Source organism: Arthrobacter gyeryongensis (assembly GCF_039543785.1).
Taxonomy (GTDB): Bacteria; Actinomycetota; Actinomycetes; order Actinomycetales; family Micrococcaceae; genus Arthrobacter; species Arthrobacter gyeryongensis.
This window is the reverse complement of sequence record NZ_BAABKK010000004.1, coordinates 55,378-73,556: the sequence shown is the minus strand read 5'-3', so window position 1 is coordinate 73,556 and position 18,179 is coordinate 55,378. Positions and strand designations below refer to the sequence as shown.

Here is an 18,179-nt window from a genome sequence, read left to right as displayed (position 1 = left end):
GAAGCCAAGCTATCAGTGCGGTCCGACAGTAAGGCAGCCCTGGGTCAGCGCGGTGGCGTCAGCTGGCGAAGCGGAGGGTGATCACCAAGCCGATGAGTGCGACCACGCCGGCCAGGATCATGGCTGTCCTCGGATTGCCGAAGTTGAGGGTCCATCCCAGGCCGAAGCGCCGCGGAACCATCAGTGCGTGGTCTTCGCGGTTGACGTAGAACAAACCGCTCCGCCAGTATTTGTCGTCCTCCCGGTGGGTTAGCCCGGTGTCCTCCTCGCCCTCGTCACTCGCGCGGTTGTTCCCGGCGAAGACAACGACGGCGACCGCGACGGCGGCCAGGATCGGGAGCGCGACCATCAGCGGCGCCCATGGCGTGACCGTGCCCGTCCACATCAGCAATGATGACCCCAGCATTGCCAGGTCGATCATGGCGAGCAATCCGAGGAGTGCCTTGGCGCCCAGCAGCATGTACCGGCGGTGCCATTGGGCGGAGCCTGCCGGGTGCGCCGGGTCGATGTCGGGCCGGCTGCGGAAGAGGATCGCAGCCGCGATGCCCACGAGCAGCGCGGTCACGCCGACTTGCACGAATACCAGTGAGAAGGCGGTGCCGATCGATTTGGCGGCCAATCGATTGGGCATGCCTTTCGCGCCGTAGTGCACCGCGAGCACGTCCGGCATGGACGGGTAGCTGATCACGCCGATCACCACAGTGGCGATAGTGATGATCAATGCCGGCGCCAGCCAGAGCCAGGGAAAACGGGGTGGATCGGTCCGCAATTCGGTGTCCACCGCGATGACTTGGCGGACGCCCTCATACCAACCTCCGGCGGCTTTGGCGGCCCGGATTTCGTGGTTGGCCAGGAAGAAGCAGCCGTACCAGAAGCCGACGAGCACCAGCACCGACAGCGGCAATAGCAAGGTTTCGCCTGTCATTCCGTAAATGGCAAGGCAGACCCCTATGGCGTACGATCCCGCTCAGAAGAACCCGCCAACGATAGATGCGGGTCTGCCTGACCACGGTCGGGTCGTCGGCACGCTGGGACGGTACCCGGACCCCGAAAGGCACCGTCGGACTGTTGATCGCGGGCAGGACCAGCGCGATGGCGAGCACCAGTGCCGCCAATGCGGAGCTCAGGACAATGGCAACGGTCATGGTGTTTCCTCAGGCTGCGTGGTTCCAAATGAATCGAGTATCGACCGGCAGGACTCAAGGACTTCGTCGGCCGATAGTCCCCGGGCGACGGCATCGGCGAGCAGGGTCCGTGCCCTCGCGGTCCATTCCGCGCCGAACGGCGGGTCCGCGACCGCCGGGGTCACCACCGCGCCGGTCTTGCGGTTGAGCTGGATCAGGCCTTGCTGGCGCAACAGGTCGTAGGCTTTGTTCACGGTGTGGAAATTGATCCCGAAGTCCGCAGCGAGGGTCCTGGTGGCCGGCAACGAACTGCCTTCGACCAGCACGCCGTCGGCGATTGCCTCCACGATCTGATCCCGCAGCTGCTGGTAGATCGGTATGTCGCTGGCTAGGTCTACGTTGAGGATCATGGCTCACACCTCCGTCTTTATTATATAAGTTATAGAACAAGTAGCGGAATCCTCACTACCCGGAAAGCAGGCTCCGAATGACCACGTCTGACGCCCAAGCCGCCCAAGATCCGGCCTTCGAAGCCGCATACCAGGCAGCCCAAAAGAGCCTTCGCGAAGGCGGCATTCCCATCGGCGCAGCGCTCGCCCGCGGCGGGGTGGTGATCGCGAGCGGGCACAACGAACGGGTCCAGAACGGCGATCCCATCGCGCACGGGGAAATGTCGGCCCTCCGAGCCGCCGGCCGGCAGAAGAGCTACCGGGACACCACCCTCTATACGACCCTCGCGCCGTGTGCCATGTGCACGGGCACCATCATCCAGTTCAAAATCCCGCGCGTGGTGGTGGGGGAGGCCCGCACCTTCGGCGGCGAATTCGAGCTGCTGCGGTCCCGGGGCGTAGAGGTGATTGTCCTCGATGACCAGCGGTGCGTGGACATGATGCGCACGTTCCAGGAAGAGAATCCGGAACTGTGGGCCGAGGACATCGCCGAGTAAGACCGGCGCGAGCAACGGGAAATCCGGCGAGGCAAAAAGCATCTGGCCACAGCCAAACCCCAAGCGTAGGCTGACAGCATCGGCGTCGGTGCCGGGGGTCCGCGTCGATACCCAATCGATCAAGGAGGACTCATGAGTGTTGTGCGCGAATTCATGACCACCAATGCCCAGTGCGTCAAAGAAGAGCAGTCGCTGCGTGACGCGGCTGTCCTGATGCGCGATCTGGACGTCGGTTCGCTGCCCATTTGCGGCAACGATGGAAGACTCAAAGGATTCATCACTGACCGCGACATTGTGGTCAGGTGCGTTGCTGAGGGACTGGATGCTGACCGGCTCACTGCGGCGGATCTCGCCCAGGGCACGCCGATCTGGATCGATGCAGATGCCAGCATCGACGCCGCCATCGACCTGATGGAAAAGCACCAGATCCGGCGCCTTCCGGTCATCACCGACCACAAGTTGGTGGGAATCATCAGCCAGGGCGATATTGCCCGCAACTACACCGAGGAGCGCGTAGGCGAATTGGTGGAGCACATCTCCGCTAAGACCCCCATGGCGCAACTGGGCTAACCGCAACTTTCGCACCCATCAAGCGTCACGGCCCGCCGGCCGTGGCGCTTCCGTGTGCGGTAATCCGCGCCGTCTTTAGCCACGGCGAACCCCGTAAGGCAAAATGTCATGGTGACCCATCTTCCCCAAAGCCAGTCAGCACAGTCCCAGTCAGCAGACGCCGCCATCCACACCGTGATCGCCGACGAGCTCGGTGTGAAGGCCTGGCAGGTCAAGGCCGCGGTTGACTTGCTCGACGCCGGATCGACCGTCCCGTTCATCGCCCGGTACCGCAAGGAAGTCACCGGGACGCTCGATGACACCCAGTTGCGCGAGCTCGAGGAACGGCTCAGGTACTTGCGGGACCTTGAGGACCGCCGTCGAACTGTGCTTGAGGCGATTGCCGCCCAAGGCAAGCTGACTCCGGAACTGGAGGCCGCCGTCGTCGGCGCGGATACCAAGTCGCGGCTGGAAGACATCTACCTGCCCTTCAAGTCGAAGCGTCGCACCAAAGCACAGATCGCCCGCGAAGCCGGTCTGGAACCGCTCGCCGATGTGCTGCTCGGGAACCCGCAGCTCGAACCTGAGCGTGAGGCCGCCAAGTACCTCAACGCCGAGCACTCCATCGACGATGCCTCCGCGGCGCTTGCCGGTGCCCGCTCGATCCTCGTGGAACGGGTCTCCCAGGACCCCGATCTCGCCGAGACGCTGCGCGAGCGCTTGTGGACGCAGGGGCGGATGGTTTCGCGTGTGAAGAAGGGAAAGGAACTCGAGGGGCAGAAGTTCAAGGACTACTTCGAGTTCTCCCAAGTGCCTTCCGGCATGCCCGGCCACCGCGTGCTCGCCCTCTTGCGTGGCGAGAACGACGGCGTCCTGGAGCTTGATCTCGCCGAGGCAGAACCAGCCGACGACGACGCCCTGGCCGCCGCACGCGGCCGGTTCGAGAACGCCGTGGCCAAGTGCCTCGGGGTCGCCGAGCGTGGCCGGCCCGCCGATGCGTGGCTTGTGCAGACGGCACAGATCGCCTGGCGCTCGCGCATCCTGGACCGTTTGAGCAACGACTTGCGCGGCCGCATGTTCGCGCAAGCCGAGGATGAAGCCGTACGGGTCTTCGCCGCCAACCTGCGCGATGTGCTCCTTGCAGCCCCGGCCGGAAACCGTGCCACTCTGGGCCTGGACCCGGGATTGCGTACGGGCGTGAAGGTGGCGGTCGTCGATGGCACCGGCAAAGTCGTAGCCACCGACACCGTTTATCCCCACGCCCCGGCCAAGAAGTGGGACGAGGCCTTGGTGACGCTGGAGCGTTTGGCGCGGCAGCACGGCGTCGAGCTCGTCGCGATCGGCAACGGCACGGCGTCGCGCGAAACCGACAAGCTCGCCGTGCAGCTCATCAAGTCGCTGGCGGCATCCGGCGGGCCGACGTTGCAAAAACTCGTGGTCTCCGAGGCAGGGGCGTCCGTGTATTCGGCATCTGCGCTCGCGGCCGCGGAACTGCCCGGCATGGACGTGTCCTTGCGGGGGGCCGTTTCGATCGCCCGACGCTTGCAGGATCCGCTGGCTGAACTGGTGAAGATCGAACCGAAGTCGATCGGCGTGGGGCAGTACCAGCACGATGTCACGGCTGCCAAGCTCGACCGTTCGCTGGACGCCGTCGTCGAGGACTGCGTGAATGCGGTGGGCGTGGACGTGAACACGGCGTCGCCCGCGCTGCTGGCCCGCGTGGCCGGCGTCGGGCCGCTTCTCAGCGAGAACATCGTGGCGTACCGCAACGAGAACGGCCCCTTCGCTAAGCGGGCCGACCTCAAGAAGGTGCCGCGACTGGGTGCCAAGGCCTTTGAGCAGTGCGCGGGCTTCCTGCGCATCACCGGGGGAGCGGAACCGCTCGACGCGTCCAGCGTGCACCCGGAAGCGTATTCGGTGGCCCGAAAGATCGTTGCCGCCGCGCGTGGGGCTGCCGTGTCCTCGCTCGATCCTCAGGCGTTCGTGGACGGGACCTTCGGCCTGCCCACGGTGCGCGACATCATGTCCGAGCTCGAAAAGCCGGGCCGCGACCCCCGCCCGGCATTCGCGGCGGCGACGTTCTCCGAGGGCATCGAGAAGATTTCCGACCTCAAGCCCGGCATGATCCTGGAAGGCACGGTCACCAATGTGGCAGCGTTCGGGGCTTTCGTGGATGTCGGAGTACACCAGGACGGTCTGGTCCACGTGTCCGCATTGTCTAACAAGTTCGTGTCCGATCCCCGCGAGATTGTGAAGTCCGGACAGGTCGTCCGCGTGAAGGTCCTAGAGGCGGACCCGGAGCGGAAACGGATTTCGCTCACCCTCAGGCTCGACGACGAACCTGGCACGGCGGGCGGGTCCGGTTCCCGGGGCGGCGGGCGTGGCGGCGAGCGCGAGCGGCGCCAAGGCGAGCGGGGTCAGCGCGGCCCGGCCCAGCAGCTTGGGCAGGGTGCGAAGGCTGTTCTTGCTAAGGGTGCGCCTGCTCGCAAGGCGGTTCCTGCGAAGGTGGCCGCCCCTCAAGCGCCGGTCAACACGGCCATGGCCGAAGCGTTGCGGCGGGCCGGGTTGGGGAAGTAGCCGCACACCCGTCGTCCGGCCCCGACACTCGAATGCTGATATTTCTGAAGGGATGCTGCTGATTCCCGACGTATAAGTGGCATCATGTAGGAGATCAGCAGCGTTAGCTTGTGCCAGGGGGGGGCCATGATTCGAACGCGCGGGCAAGGGAAGAGGACGCGGACGTTCAGGCCTAGATGGTGGTTGTATGCCATCTTCGCCATGGAGTTGTGTGTTGCCTTGGCGGTGGGGCTGCCCTACCTCTTCGGCGATGATTCTTGGGAAGCCTGGGGATGGCCGGTCTGGATTGCGGATGCTTTTTCGTTGCTCGTGGTGCCGGCAGTGGTTTTCGCAACATTTTCTTTGGTGCGCCAGCAGCTCCGGGAGCGGGCTGAAGCCTCCCGGACCACCCGCTTGATGGACACGGTGCTGAGCACCAGCCGGGAGTGGTTGTGGGCCATAGGACCTGACGGGCGCTTCACCTTCTCCAGTCCGGCGGGCGTGGATTTGATCGGCTACGAGCCTTCAGAGCTACTAGGCAGGCATTTCCGTCTGATCATTGACCCTGATGATCTGGCCGACGCCCTGCAGGGAAGGGCTTCCACTCAGGATGCTGCCGACGGGTGGTCCGGACTTCACGTCGTGTGCCGCCACAAGGACGGCAGCAGGGTTCTGGTCGAGGTGTCGGGAAGAGCACTTCGCGACGCCGCTGGACGCCCAAGTGGTTTTGAGGGGACCAGCAGGGCCCTTGATCCCGGGACACGGGACTCGCTGGCTACCGGCGAAATCAGGAGCCGGATCGAGGCGGTGCTCGCCAGGCGTTCCTTGATGACGGCATTCCAACCCGTCCGCTCCCTGGAATCCGACTCAATCGTTGGGGCCGAAGCCTTGACCCGGTTCCCGGGATCTCCGGGCATTTCCCCCGAGATGATGTTCGCTGAGGCTACCACCGTCGGACTGGATGTTGAGCTGGAGATACTTGCCCTCGAGACCGCACTCGCGGCGGCGAAGGGACTGCCGCTTGCCTTGTCGGTTTCCGTGAATCTCTCACCCCGGGCATGCCTTGACGCGCGACTCTCCGATATTGTTGCGCACTCTGGAATATCGACGGGCCGGATCGTGCTCGAGGTGACGGAACGCCACCACGTTGTTGACTATGGTCCCCTCGCTGCGGCGCTTGCACCTTTGCGCTGCCGCGGTTTGAGGATCGCCGTTGATGACGCAGGTGCTGGCTTTGCGTCCATGCGCCACATCCTGTTGCTCAAGCCCGACGTGATCAAGCTGGACAGGGAGATCATCGCCGGCATCGACACGGACCCGGGCCAGCGGGCACTGGGGGCGGCCATGGTCGGCTTCGCGAAGGAAATCGGGGCAGCCCTCGTCGCCGAAGGGATCGAAACCGAAGCCGAGCTAAGTGCGGTAGTCGAGCTCGGCATGACCGCAGGGCAGGGCTACCTGCTGGGCCGGCCTTCGGTGCGGCCGGAGGAATGGGCACAGTGGGATGAGGCGTTCCAGCACCGGGGAAGACCAAAGACATCGATGAAGCCCGGGCCTAACTAGTCCCCACCGGCTCCCAGCCTTCGCAGGCCCCCGGCTCAGGCCGGGTCCCTCGCCGGCGTGGGCCCACGCAGTAGGTGTCGTTTTGAGGCTTGAGAACGACACCTACTGCGAGTTAGTTGCGTTAGAGATGGCCTGAGCTGGCACTCATTTTGCCGCCAAACAACACTCAATTCTGCACAATCAGCACCTAGTCCCGACTTTCCTCTAACAATGCAACTTACGATGGTCACTCACTTGCTACAACTCAAAGGGGAGAGAAATGGGCATTGGGAAGAAAATACGAAGCGTCATTACTGTCGCGGTGACGAGCGCCGCTCTGTTGCGTGGTGGGATGAACGGCCGGTGAAAACCACGCCTTGGTTGCCCATCGTCACGACCCAACTGGTTGCAGCGCTAGGGCTGCTGGCGTTGCTCGTTCGATTCGACGCCCGCTGGTATGACTACATTTGGGTTGTCGCCTTGGTGGCATACGAGATCTTGGTTATGCGGGCGCTCGTCCGTCGGGAGAACAAGTAGCCGCAACGACTAAAACGACCGCGGCGCCCGCGAAGGCGGCCCCTCAGCCGCCGGTCAACACGGCCATGGCGTAAGCGCTGCGCCGGGCCGGGTTGGGGAAGTAGCTTCTCCGGCGCCTACTCGTGTGTCACGAAGCCGGTGATGTCGGATGGGCTCCCGAGTCCGGGGTGGGAGCGGGAGCCTTCTGCCACGGCCAACGCCCGGTGATCTCAAGCTCGATGGAGAAGCTCAAGAACGTCCGGATCAGCACGATGACCGCCAGCACCCCCACGCTCTCAAAAGTGGGGGTGACTGCGACAGTACGAATGATGTCCGCGGCCACCAGGAATTCGAGGCCAAGCAGGATGGAGCGTCCCAGAAGCTGCCTGTAGGAGCGGTAGACCGAAAGCGGCGCCGAGCTTGCCGGCAGGCGTTTGGGCTTGTAACCGCGCAGGGCAAGGGGTATCGAGGCGACGGCTCCCACAACCATCACTGCCACACCCGCAAAGTCCATGTACCGGCCGACGGCCTCGATGATTTGCTGGAAATCCATCAGTCCCCTTGTCCCAGGCTACGGTGCCGGGATCGGGAAGAACGCGCGCGGATCCTGCAACAAGGCCGGGTAATCGAAGTCCGCGCGGTCGATGATCTTGGTGACCTCGAAGTTGCGGCCGAAACGTCCGTCTTCCAAGGTGATCGGGCGGCCGTGGATCTTGCCCAGGGCAAACTTGGCGCCGCCCTCGATGGGGACGAGGACAGGCGTGTTCCCGGGGAGGGTCCGGAAGGCCTCGTCCTGGCGCTGGCGGTTGCGGGTGGGCTTCTTCACCAGTTGCTTCGGGGCCTTGCGGGCGGTCTTGCCCGGGCGACGGGACGTTTCCGAAGCGTAGACGAATTGGTAACCGTCGCCGTCGGTGTTCGCTGCCTTGGCCTTGCCCGCTGCCGGCATCCCCACCTTGTCGATCTTCTCGGGTTCGACGTCGCCCACCGGAGCGCGAAGCACCCAGATGAAGTCGTCGTAGGGGTCTTCGGGGATGAACTCGTGACTGGGCTCGGGCCAGAGGTACTCAAGGTCGTTCGGAGTGTCCGGAAAGAGCTCGGCGTAGAAGCGGGGCTCTTTCTGGAGCAGCTTGGAGCGGTGGCTCAGGTGGAAATCGGCGTCGCCGAGCCACGGCGGCATCGGAATCTTGGAGGCGTAGTCCGGGTGGGCTGCCTGGGGCGCGAACTCCGTGATGCTGGCGCGGGTGTTGTCCGGGTTGCCGCGGGCGACCCATTCGTCCACCATGGCCAGGCCGTAGAGAGTGAGTGCGGGAACGTAGCCCATCCACATGCGGATAGCGGGGTGGGAGGGCCGGCCGAACTCGGGGATCACCAGTGCGCGAAGGATCTGCAGTGCTTCGACACGCTGCTTGCCTAGCCTTGCGGTGTCCAAGACGGCAGCACTTTGCTTGAAATCGGGGAACGGGAGGAAGGTCTGCATCCTTTCAGTTTGGGGGCCGAACGGCGTAGATCCAAGTTGGCGCGGTGTGGCCTTCCCCTCGCTCGTGGTATCGGGGCCCTGAAGATCGCTTTGGCGGCGATACTTGTCCCATGGAAGCTGCGCCGGAATTCGGCCATGAAGTACCTAGCGGTTTTGCTTGCTGGTGTTGCGGCACCGAGTATCCCGAAGCCAAGATCGTCCGGCTTGGAGCACATCCGGAGGCGGGAGTATGCCTGTCTTGTACTGTCTCGCTCCGAAGCGCCGCGCGTCGGCGGGAGACTCGTGCCGGAAACTGGCCCGCGCGGGCAGTTCTGGGGTCGGTTGATCGAGCCCGCGGCGCGGTAATGGCCCGGCGCTGGCAGCACCATCCGGTGTTTGGGTCCCTGTTGCGGAGAATCAACCGCTTCCTGCCCTGAAGCCCGCTTTGAGGTCCCGCTCGAATGGGGTGCATTCAGTATTCGTCCTACTCTTGTCGGGTGGAAACTTTTGGTGAATCGACGACGACGGCGGCACCTCCGGTTGCCGAACTGCACCTACACATCGAGGGGACGCTTCAGCCCGAGCTGATTTTCGCGCTCGCGGAACGGAACGGGATTGAGCTTCCGTACGCGGATCTGGACGAGTTGCGCGCCCGGTACGAGTTCACGGATCTGCAGTCATTCCTGGATCTGTACTACGCCAACATGGCCGTTTTGCGCACCGAACAGGATTTCGCGGACATGACCAGGGCCTATTTGGCACGCGCCGCGGCCGGTGGCGTGCGGCACGTAGAGGTCATGATGGATCCGCAGGCGCACATCTCGCGCGGAGTGGCACTGGAGACGTGCGTGAACGGTGTGGCGTCCGCACTCGCGACGTCGGAAGAGGAGTTCGGCGTCTCCACGCTCCTGATTGCCGCGTTCCTGAGGGACATGTCCGAGGAATCTGCGCTGGAGGTTTTGGAGCAGCTCCTTGCCATGAAGGCGCCCATTGCCGGCATCGGCCTGGATTCGGCCGAGGTGGGCAATCCGCCGTCGAAGTTCGAACGCCTGTACCGTCGCGCGGCGGAGGCCGGACTGCGTAGGATAGCGCACGCCGGTGAGGAAGGCCCCGCTTCGTATGTGTACGAGGCTCTCGACCTGCTTGGCGCGGAGAGGATCGACCACGGCATCCGCTGCATGGACGATCCGGCCCTGGTGGAACGGCTGGTGGCCGAGCAGATTCCGTTGACCGTGTGCCCCCTGTCCAACGTCCGGCTGCGCGCCGTGGATACCCTGGCCGATCACCCTTTGCCCGCGATGTTGGCGGCCGGGCTGAATGTCAGCGTGAACTCGGACGATCCCGCCTACTTCGGCGGCTACGTGGACGACAACTTCGAGCAACTGGTCGCGGTGCACGGCTTGTCCGTTGCTGACCGGGCCCGCCTGGCCGCGAACTCTGTGCGTTCGTCGTTCGCGGGCGAGTCCCGGAAGGCGGAACTTTTGGCCGAGGTTTCGCATTGGGAGAAGGCTTCCGTTAAATAGTCCGCTCGGGTCGCTGACCGCGCCGCGCGATTGCCTCGATGATTTGCTGTTCGGGTGAGCCCTCGCTGCTTGCAGCGGCAACCGGGGTGGCTTCGTCCAGATGCTCGCTGTAGTAGAGCGCCCTGTCCGGATCCAGATGTGGTCCGATCACTCGAATCGAAGCCAGAACTGTGCGCCGCCGGGCTCCGGGCTCGGTGTGGAAACGGGCGGCGTGAGTCCCGGGTCTTATTTTGGCAGCACCGCGTCCGGAGGCTGAGGTGTGGTGATCGGGTCCGCGTGTCTATGCACGAGTGCCCAAGTGCCGCCTTCCGGGCGATAGATGCTCGTTACCCGCAATTCAAAGGGCGATATTTCAGATCCCCCACCGACCTTGGCCTGCCAGTGTTCCAAGTCCAGGAAGCAAGCAAGACCGGAAGTGACGTGCTTTGTGAGCGCATCAACAGCAGTGACGTGTCCATCTTCGAACCGTGCTGCGGCTGAATCGAGGGCCGCTGATACTTGCTCCCAGCCCACCACCGGAGGACCCCAAGGGTTAGCAAGGGACACATCCTCGCCGTGGGAAAAAACGGCCTTGGCGGGTTCCGGATCGCCTTTGGCAAACTGATCTAACGCTTGATGAAACTGGTCAATGACCTCGTCAAGCTGCATTTGTTCCACCTTCTGACTCATAGGGCATCTGGAGTAGTAGGCGAATCTTAGCGTCTCCGCGCCGGGCCGTCACCGGCTTCTTGAACCTTCCCAAGGGGCAGGGCTCCAGCCGCACCGTCATCAGCGGGTACATCACGATCCAGGGTTCCCGGGGCCTTCGAGGGTACCCCAACCGCCGGCTACTGACCGGTACCCGAGAGTCTTCAATCACTTGCCGACCGTTTGGGCGTAATAGTGGGTCACGACACACGGTGTTTACCAAGAACAGTCGCCAGAATTTACAGAACATTGGCAGACTGCTGAAGGAATGTTCGCCGTTGAAGGAGACCCAGTGGCCAAGTCCACCGTCGAAAAAAGCAGTGCCCGTCTCAAGACCGTCCTGGACGTCTTGGCTGAGGGAACGTGGTCCGAGAAGTCGTTGAATGCCGGCGAGATCCTGGCAGAAGCGATTGTCCGTGTCCCGCTGGATGAGCGCGAGAGTGAGCTGCTTAGTGGAGGCATTCCACGCGGCCATAAGAGCCTGACGACGGAGACCGCGAAGCTGGTCAAAGCTGGCTGGCTGGTCAAGGGCCGTTCGGGCTGGACCATAACCGACGACGGGCTTCGTGCCACAGTCGCTTTCGCCAAGCCGGACGAGTTCGCCAGTGCCCTGGCTGAGGGCACCCCCGTCCCTGCAGACACTCCGCTTCCCACGGCCCCCGCCAAGAAGGCCGCCGCCAGGAAGCCCGCAGCCAAGAAGGCTCCCGCCGCTAAAGCAGCCGCGGAAAAGGCACCGGCCGCCAAGGCCGCGCCTAAGAAAGCTGCCGCACCCAAAGCGGCCCCCGCCGTCGAGAAGCTCGACCAGCCGTCCGCCGTCGCGATCGCCGGTGACTTCAACACGATTCTCGGCGCTCCGGAGGACTGGGCTCCGCAGTACGACGAGGTGCAGATGAAGTTCAATTCCCGTCGTAAGGTGTGGACCCTCGCCGCCACGCTGCCTGCCGGTTTCTACACCTACAAGATCGCGCTGAACCGCTCGTGGGACGAGAACTACGGCGCGTTCGGCGCGCGTGATGGTGCCAATCACGAACTGCAGCACGACGGCGGCAAGATCACCTTCACGTACGACCACGCCACGCGAGACATCGTCACGGCCTAGCCGTAACTCCAAAGTTTTCTCCAAGTCCAAATGTGGACTTGGAGAAAACTTGGGAACAAAGCGCCCGGGCTCCGAGGTTAGGGTAGGTCAAAAGGACCTAACCGAGGAGCCAGCGATGACCGATGCCACCTTCCGCCACAACGTTGACCGCGAACGCTTTGAAGTGCTCGCTGATGGCCATGTGATTGGTAAGGCCGCGTACAAAGCGTACGACGACGGCGGGTCCCCGCAGCGGATTTTCTACCACACCGTGATCAACGAGGAGTTCGGCGGCCAAGGGCTGGCGGGCAGGCTCGCTGATGTTGCCTTGGACGAGACTGTGAGCGAGGGACTCGGGATTGTGCCGGTGTGCCCTTTCATCAAGAAGTTCCTCACCAAGCACTCGGAATACGCGGCGAACGTGACTGCCCCGACGCTGGCGCACTTGGAGTACCTCAACGCGGCCCTGGTCCCCGCCGCCAGGGCCTAACAGCGGCGGGTCGCGCCGCCGTCGAGCCTCACGAATACATCAGTGAACCCGGAGTCGTGAGGACCTCGCCGGTCTCCAGCCAGGTCTTGAGGCCGGAGAGGATCATCGGCCAACCGCCGTAGATCTGGTCGTTGCCGCCTTCGCGAAGGTCGCTGTGGGTGACGGTCAAGTGGCAGGAGTCGCCGACGGGTTCGATCTCCCAGGTGACGCGTGATGTGCCCTCGGCTTTGACGTCCTCGCCCCAGAGCGCGCGCATGGTCTGGACGAGCCGGCGCGGGGGATCGACCTCCACGTTTTCGCCTTCGCCGAGGACCATTCCGTTGGCCTTGGGGTTGTGCATCTCGTAGTGCCCGCCCGGTGTCCAGTCCGCGGTGTGGGTGTTGCCGAACTGATACTTGCTGCGGGTGTCGCTGTCCGTGATGGCTTCCCAAAGCCGCTCAGGGGTGGTCTTGATGTAGATTTCGAAGATCTTTTCCACGGGACTTTCCAATCTGGTCTTGAGGTCGCTCAACGCAGCGGCCCATGGTTCTGCATATTTGCTCACCCAGCGGTCGTGGACGAGCCTGATGGGTACCGGATTCAGGTAGTGGAGCTTTTCGCGACCACGACGGCGGGTCACAACGAGCCCGGCTTCCTCAAGGATCTTGAGGTGCTTCATGATCCCGAAACGGGTCATGTCGAACCGTGCTTCAAGCGCGCTGAGTGTCTGCCCGTCCTCGCGGAAGAGCTCGTCGAGCAGATCCCTGCGGGTGGGGTCGGAGAGTGCCTTGAAGACGGCGTCCATGCATTCAGAATAGGTGACCATTTGGTCACATGTCAACGGATTCGGGTGGACTTCAACTGGGCAGGTTTATGTCCGGGTGGGTCTGAAGTGGTGGTTGCGTCGGGGTGTTTGGCGGGGGTCGACGTGGGGTGGTGGTTTGAACCATGGCACGCCGGTGTCCAGGGTGATGGTCCAGTGTTCTTTGTGGATGACGTGGTGGTGGTGGCTGCACAGGAGGGTGCCGTTGTCGGTGCCGGTGGTGCCGCCGTTGGACCAGTAGGTGATGTGGTGGGCTTCGCACCAGGGTGCGGGGATGGTGCAGTCGGGGAAGGCGCAGCCTTGGTCCCGGGCGATGATGGCTTTGCGGATGTGGGGCGGGAAGATGCGGGTGGTGCGGCCGATGTCCAGGACGCGGCTATCGCTGCCGAGCAGGACGGGGATGATGTCCGCGTCGCAGGCGATCTTGCGGATGACCGAGGGGTGGAGCGGGCCCTGGAAGGTGGACGCGCCGCTGCCGGGGCGGGGGCCGGCGGCGGCGGGCGTTTCGCGGTCGAGGCGGTTGACGTGGTCGAGGCGGTCGAGGAGGTCTCGGTAGTCGATGGTGACCATTACCTGGGGCCGGAGGCCGCCGTTGGCGGGCAGTTCGCCGGTGGAGAGGGCCACTGCGCAGGCGCCGGTGAGCCCGTCGAGGAGTTTCTGTGCCCGGGAGCGGCGGTCCAGGGCGGGGCCGGAGCCGGTGCCGGTGCCGGCGGCGTCGTCAGCTGCGCCGCCGTCAGCTGCGTCGTTGTCGGTGGTGTGCTGGAGGCGGGGGTTGGTGGCGGTGTTCATGGCGGTGGCGAGGGTTTCGTATTGTTCGGCGGTGGCGAAGATTTCCAGGTGGTGCAGGCCGCGGCGGGGTTTGCGGATGAACGCTCCTTGGCGGTGGCGCAGTTCTTCCTCGCCGGGTTCGGGCCCGTCCTGGTCGATGGCGTCGACCCAGCGCCTGGCCATCCGGGAGACGAAATCGGGATCGCTCTCAATGGCGGTGCGGGTCAGGGCGTGTTCCATCTGCCGGGCGGTGTCCGTGTCGGCGAGGTGGCGTACCTGGTCCAGGGCCGTGCTGATGATCGTGGCCGAGCGGGAGGGCAGGGCTGCCGTGGCAAGGGCCGCGGCGAGGACTTCGTGGCGCGCGGGGAGGTCCTGTCCGGCGATTCCGGTCTGCGGGAGCACGCCGGAGGCCAGGGCGAGCCGGCGCCTGGCTTCGCCGATGCCGATCCGCAGCCTGGCGCGCAGGAATTCGGCGGCGTTCCGGTAGCCGTCGTCGGCCGCGGCGGCGGCTGCCGTGAGGCCGGGCGCTGCCGCAAGGCCGGCCGCATAACCTTCTGAGCCGGCCGCGGTTGCCCCCGCGGCGTCCGCGGCTGCCGCATCGGCTTCAGTTCCCGCGTCCGATGCGGTTGCCGTGGGTTCGGTCCAGCCGGTCCTCCAGCCCGGCGCCGGGGACGGCTGCCGGGAGGCCTGGGCTTCGCTGCGGGTCCGTTCCACGGCCTGGGCCGCGACGAGCTGTAAGAACTCGACCGTCCGGGAGATCTCCTCGACCGTGCCGGCGAAATCAGCGGCCTCGGGGAAACCGAACGAGCGGGCGTCGGCGACGGCGGTTGAGCGCAGTGCATCCATCGCCGCGACCGCCAGGTCAAGGCCACCCGCCGGGGACGGCGCGGTGGCCGGGTTTTGGAGCCGGGCCGGGTTTTGGAACTGGGCGTGCCGGGCGGGGACGGGCTTCAGGCGGCGGGAAAGGCGTCCCAACGACGCGATCCCGACCTCGGGCGGGGCTGCCCGACGTGCCACGAGTTGACCGATGCCTTCCATGAATAAACCCTGTCACGGGGGTCTGACATTTAAGGCCCCCGCGCTGCCAATCGGCGTCGCGAAAAGCGAAACAAGGAAAACACGTCCCAAATATCAGGTGCTGAGCTCCCAATGAATCCGGATCGCCTCGGCGACCGGGCCGGTGCTGACGTCAACCTGGAAGGCCACGGGCGCGGTCCCTGTCGCCTCAATGACGGTGTCGTGGTAAACCCGGCCGCAGGACGGACACAAGGTGTAGAGGTCCTCGTCGTCGGGCCACCGGGCGAGTCCGGCAGGCACGGGCTTGTCGGCCCCGGCGAAAACCGGGAGGCCTTGAGAGTTGGCCTGAATCAATCCCTCTTTACTGACGGTGTTTCCGCACAGGCAAGTGATCGTCGTGACATCATGACCGATGACATCAGCGAATTCAGTGTCCATTTGAGCTCCCCGGAGTCGGAAGAGACGTTCTGCTTGTAGCTTATGCCCGCTGATCGCCTCCCGTCGCTGCCTACGTGTCCACTTTGAATACCCGGGCGGGGGTGGGCCCGATCTACCGCCTAGACTCCTTGGATGGCTATGGACCTTGAGAGTGTTTTCCTCAACGGCACGGTTGGTGCCGGCAAGACGACCACCGGCGAAGCCTTGCACTGGCTCCTCGCCGACGACGGAATCAGCAACGCCGTAATCGACCTCGACGAGTTGCGGCGGAGCTGGCCCGCACCGGCCACGGACCGGTTCAACCACGAGCTTGAACTGCGGAACCTCCAAGCTGTCGCGGGAAATTATCGCGACGTCGGCGTTCGGCGGTTCATTGTGGCAGGTGTGATTGAGCAACCCTCGGAGGTGGATCGCTACCGTGCGGCCCTCGGCGGCGGGAAACTCACGGTTATCCGGCTGGATGCGTCCATCGAGGCGATTCACGAGCGGCTCAGAAACCGACACGAGCCGAACAGCCACGAGCTGACCTGGCACCTGGATCGCAGCGTGGAGCTCGATGAAATCCTGAGCGAGACTCGACTCGAAACTCATGTGGTGGCGACGGGACCACGAACCCCACAACAGGTTGCCGAGGCAGTTCGGGCTCTGATTGGGTGGTAGGCGTAGCCAACGCACCACTGAAGGGACGCGATGAAATCCAACGAACTGCTGCAGGATGCCTTTGGCCGGATCCGTGACACCGTGGCCGCCACCCTTGAAGGGCTCGACGACGGCTCTCTGGTCCGTCGGCCCGCCAGCACCGGAAATTCGATTGCGTGGTTGATCTGGCACCTCAGTAGGGTGGAGGACGTCCAAGTCGCCTCCGCCGCCGGCGTCGAACAGGTGTGGACTTCGCAGGACTATGCTGGCCGCTTCAAGCTGCCGCTGCCCGAGCGTGACACCGGCTACGGCCACTCGAGCGATAAAGTCGATGCGGTTCAGGCCCCGCCGGAGCTGTTGCTCGAATACTACGAAGCCGTCCACCGGCAGACGGTTGTGTTCCTGGAAACGCTCGGCGACGAGGACTTTGATCGCATCGTCGACACCCGCTGGGACCCGCCCGTCACCCTCGGCGTGCGCTTGGTCAGCACTATCGCCGATTGCCTTCAACACGTGGGGCAGGCCGCCTATGCCAAGGGCTTAGGCGGCCTGTGAGCGCATTCCTCATACCGCTTTCCGAGGTTTGAAGACCAACCCCAGGACGGCTGCCAGCGCGAGTGCGGAAAGGACGGTTGCCGACCAGAACCCGGCCCGTCCGCCGGTCAGGAAGTCGCCGGGGATGGCGAAGGCCGCGTAGATCGAAGCCACAATGGCCAGCCCGACGGCGCCGCCCAGTTGCTGCATTGTCTGGAAGAGACCCGACGCGGACCCTGCGTGCTCGGGTTCGACATTGCGAAGCGCGAGCGTCGTCAGTGGCATGAACGTCATGCCGGCGGAGATTCCAGTGCCCAGAAGTGCGAGCAAAACAAGGGCGAACGGGGTGTCCGTTTTCAGTTGTGTGAGCGGCAAGAAGGCGACGACGCGAAGGGCGGTGCCGAAGATGACCAGCCGGACGGCCCCGAAGCGCTCGAGTAGACGCGGGACGATCCTCGACATCGCGAAGATGCTCAGCGGCATCGGCAGGAACGCGAGCCCGGTCACCATGGGCGTGAGGTGCAAATCGTCTTCGAGGTACTGGACCATGAGGAAGAACATCGCCAGCATCCCGCCGTAGGTGGCCGCCATCGCGGCCAGCGCCGCCACTCGGCTCGGGCTGCGCAGCAGCTGTGGACGCAGCAGCGGGTGGGCGACCCTCCGCTCGGTGACGGCGAGCACTGCGATAAGCGCTGCCCCGACAACCAAGCCGCCGATCGTGCGCGGGCTGGACCAGCCGACGTCGCCCGCTTGGATGAGGCCCCACACGATGGCGACGGCGCCGCCCGTCGCGGTCACCGCTCCGAGGATGTCGAAGCGCCCGGGCCGCCGGGGAGTTTCCGCGACGAGGCGCGGCACCGCAATGAGGACGACGACGCCGATCGGCACGTTGATGAAGAGGGTCCACCGCCAGCTGGTGGTATCGGTGAGGAGCCCGCCGAGGATGAGCCCGAGGGCGCCTCCCATGGAGGCAATGGCGGAGAACAGGGCGAGCGCCCGGTTCCGCGCGCCGTCGTCCTTCGCGCTGGTGGTGATGAGCGCGAGGACGCTCGGGGCGGCGAATGCGGCGCCGAGGCCCTGGAGCGCGCGCGCGATTACGAGGAGTAGGGGTGAGGTGGCCAGGCCACCAAGCAATGAGAAGAGCGTGAAGGCCGCGACGCCCACCAAGAAGGTGCGACGGCGGCCGACGACGTCCCCGATCCGTCCGCCGAGCAGCAGGAGGCCGCCAAAGGCGACCGCGTAGCCGTTCAGGACCCAGCTAAGCTCGGCCCGGTCGAAGTGGAGGTCGGTGGCGATGTGGGGGAGCGCGACGTTCACGACAGTCGCGTCGAGGACAAGCATGAGTTGGGCCAGCATGACCAGCCAGAGGCCAATGCTGCCGGCGCGGCCGCGCGGATTTTCGCTTGTCAGGTTGATCCCGACGGGTGCGCGTGTGGCGATTGTGGGTGTCATGGGAGGTGTCCTGTTCTAGCCGAGAGGGCTGACGTACACTAAGAGGAGAGATGCTCCGTTTAGAA

20 protein-coding genes are annotated in these 18,179 nt (G+C 64.5%); 10 read left to right on the top strand and 10 right to left on the bottom strand.

What is annotated here, in order from left to right:
- Nucleotides 1-58: 58 nt before the first annotated feature.
- Together ABEA18_RS02845 and ABEA18_RS02840 are read right to left on the bottom strand one after the other, a co-directional pair.
- On the bottom strand, nt 59-925 hold the full coding sequence (locus ABEA18_RS02845) for a DUF1648 domain-containing protein (RefSeq protein ID WP_345447826.1): 867 nt from the start codon (nt 923-925) through the stop codon (nt 59-61).
- Between the two features lie 216 nt (nt 926-1,141).
- On the bottom strand, nt 1,142-1,534 hold the full coding sequence (locus ABEA18_RS02840) for a GntR family transcriptional regulator (RefSeq protein ID WP_345447825.1): 393 nt from the start codon (nt 1,532-1,534) through the stop codon (nt 1,142-1,144).
- A 77-nt stretch (nt 1,535-1,611) separates the two neighbouring features.
- On the opposite strand from ABEA18_RS02840, the gene ABEA18_RS02835 reads away from it, so the two are divergent.
- The 5 genes from ABEA18_RS02835 to ABEA18_RS02815 all read left to right on the top strand — a co-directional run bounded on the left by ABEA18_RS02835 (nt 1,612) and on the right by ABEA18_RS02815 (nt 7,251).
- A complete protein-coding gene (locus tag ABEA18_RS02835) occupies nt 1,612-2,070 on the top strand; it encodes a nucleoside deaminase (RefSeq protein WP_345447824.1) in 459 nt (152 codons plus the stop codon).
- 132 nt (nt 2,071-2,202) lie between these two features.
- Complete coding sequence (locus ABEA18_RS02830) at nt 2,203-2,640, top strand: CBS domain-containing protein (protein WP_284989722.1); 438 nt, start codon at nt 2,203-2,205, stop codon at nt 2,638-2,640.
- A 108-nt stretch (nt 2,641-2,748) separates the two neighbouring features.
- Nucleotides 2,749-5,196: a Tex family protein gene (locus ABEA18_RS02825; RefSeq protein ID WP_345447823.1), complete on the top strand. Its 2,448-nt coding sequence runs from the start codon at nt 2,749-2,751 to the stop codon at nt 5,194-5,196.
- 201 nt (nt 5,197-5,397) lie between these two features.
- Complete coding sequence (locus ABEA18_RS02820) at nt 5,398-6,735, top strand: sensor domain-containing phosphodiesterase (protein WP_345447822.1); 1,338 nt, start codon at nt 5,398-5,400, stop codon at nt 6,733-6,735.
- 342 nt (nt 6,736-7,077) lie between these two features.
- A complete protein-coding gene (locus ABEA18_RS02815) occupies nt 7,078-7,251 on the top strand; it encodes a hypothetical protein (protein ID WP_345447821.1) in 174 nt (57 codons plus the stop codon).
- A gap of 127 nt (nt 7,252-7,378) precedes the next feature.
- Here ABEA18_RS02815 and ABEA18_RS02810 read toward each other — a convergent pair whose 3' ends face one another.
- Both ABEA18_RS02810 and ABEA18_RS02805 read right to left on the bottom strand, forming a co-directional pair.
- On the bottom strand, nt 7,379-7,783 hold the full coding sequence (locus tag ABEA18_RS02810) for a DUF1622 domain-containing protein (protein ID WP_345447820.1): 405 nt from the start codon (nt 7,781-7,783) through the stop codon (nt 7,379-7,381).
- An 18-nt stretch (nt 7,784-7,801) separates the two neighbouring features.
- On the bottom strand, nt 7,802-8,707 hold the full coding sequence (locus tag ABEA18_RS02805) for an MSMEG_6728 family protein (protein WP_345447819.1): 906 nt from the start codon (nt 8,705-8,707) through the stop codon (nt 7,802-7,804).
- A gap of 476 nt (nt 8,708-9,183) precedes the next feature.
- On the opposite strand from ABEA18_RS02805, the gene ABEA18_RS02800 reads away from it, so the two are divergent.
- Nucleotides 9,184-10,209, top strand: coding sequence for an adenosine deaminase (locus ABEA18_RS02800; protein ID WP_345447818.1), 1,026 nt, complete (start codon nt 9,184-9,186; stop codon nt 10,207-10,209).
- Here the strand turns inward: ABEA18_RS02800 and ABEA18_RS02795 are convergent.
- Entirely contained in the window at nt 10,202-10,360 is a 159-nt protein-coding gene (locus ABEA18_RS02795; RefSeq protein ID WP_345447817.1) for a hypothetical protein, read from the bottom strand. The two genes, ABEA18_RS02800 and ABEA18_RS02795, sit on opposite strands and share 8 nt — an antisense overlap.
- 74 nt (nt 10,361-10,434) lie before the next feature.
- Nucleotides 10,435-10,857 (bottom strand): YybH family protein, encoded by a 423-nt coding sequence (locus tag ABEA18_RS02790; protein ID WP_345447816.1) that lies wholly within the window; start codon nt 10,855-10,857, stop codon nt 10,435-10,437.
- A 331-nt stretch (nt 10,858-11,188) separates the two neighbouring features.
- Here ABEA18_RS02790 and ABEA18_RS02785 point away from each other — a divergent pair, with 331 nt between their 5' ends.
- Nucleotides 11,189-11,995, top strand: coding sequence for a pullulanase X25 domain-containing protein (locus tag ABEA18_RS02785; protein WP_345447815.1), 807 nt, complete (start codon nt 11,189-11,191; stop codon nt 11,993-11,995).
- A 115-nt stretch (nt 11,996-12,110) separates the two neighbouring features.
- Nucleotides 12,111-12,464, top strand: coding sequence for a GNAT family N-acetyltransferase (locus ABEA18_RS02780; RefSeq protein ID WP_345447814.1), 354 nt, complete (start codon nt 12,111-12,113; stop codon nt 12,462-12,464).
- Between the two features lie 28 nt (nt 12,465-12,492).
- Here ABEA18_RS02780 and ABEA18_RS02775 read toward each other — a convergent pair whose 3' ends face one another.
- The 3 genes from ABEA18_RS02775 to ABEA18_RS02765 all read right to left on the bottom strand — a co-directional run bounded on the left by ABEA18_RS02775 (nt 12,493) and on the right by ABEA18_RS02765 (nt 15,489).
- Nucleotides 12,493-13,248 carry an ArsR/SmtB family transcription factor gene (locus ABEA18_RS02775; protein WP_078106162.1) on the bottom strand — a complete coding sequence of 252 codons (756 nt, stop codon included), beginning with the start codon at nt 13,246-13,248 and terminating at the stop codon, nt 12,493-12,495.
- Nucleotides 13,249-13,314: 66 nt separating this feature from the next.
- The gene (locus ABEA18_RS02770) at nt 13,315-15,072 is read right to left on the bottom strand and encodes a DUF222 domain-containing protein (RefSeq protein ID WP_345447813.1); all 1,758 of its coding nucleotides are present in this window, start codon (nt 15,070-15,072) and stop codon (nt 13,315-13,317) included.
- A gap of 93 nt (nt 15,073-15,165) precedes the next feature.
- The gene (locus tag ABEA18_RS02765; protein WP_345447812.1) at nt 15,166-15,489 is read right to left on the bottom strand and encodes a hypothetical protein; all 324 of its coding nucleotides are present in this window, start codon (nt 15,487-15,489) and stop codon (nt 15,166-15,168) included.
- 132 nt (nt 15,490-15,621) lie between these two features.
- On the opposite strand from ABEA18_RS02765, the gene ABEA18_RS02760 reads away from it, so the two are divergent.
- Both ABEA18_RS02760 and ABEA18_RS02755 read left to right on the top strand, forming a co-directional pair.
- On the top strand, nt 15,622-16,149 hold the full coding sequence (locus ABEA18_RS02760; RefSeq protein WP_345447811.1) for an AAA family ATPase: 528 nt from the start codon (nt 15,622-15,624) through the stop codon (nt 16,147-16,149).
- Between the two features lie 30 nt (nt 16,150-16,179).
- Nucleotides 16,180-16,683: a mycothiol transferase gene (locus ABEA18_RS02755; protein ID WP_345447810.1), complete on the top strand. Its 504-nt coding sequence runs from the start codon at nt 16,180-16,182 to the stop codon at nt 16,681-16,683.
- A gap of 9 nt (nt 16,684-16,692) precedes the next feature.
- On the opposite strand, the gene ABEA18_RS02750 is transcribed toward ABEA18_RS02755, so the two are convergent.
- Nucleotides 16,693-18,114 carry an MFS transporter gene (locus ABEA18_RS02750; RefSeq protein ID WP_345447809.1) on the bottom strand — a complete coding sequence of 474 codons (1,422 nt, stop codon included), beginning with the start codon at nt 18,112-18,114 and terminating at the stop codon, nt 16,693-16,695.
- Nucleotides 18,115-18,179: the final 65 nt, after the last annotated feature.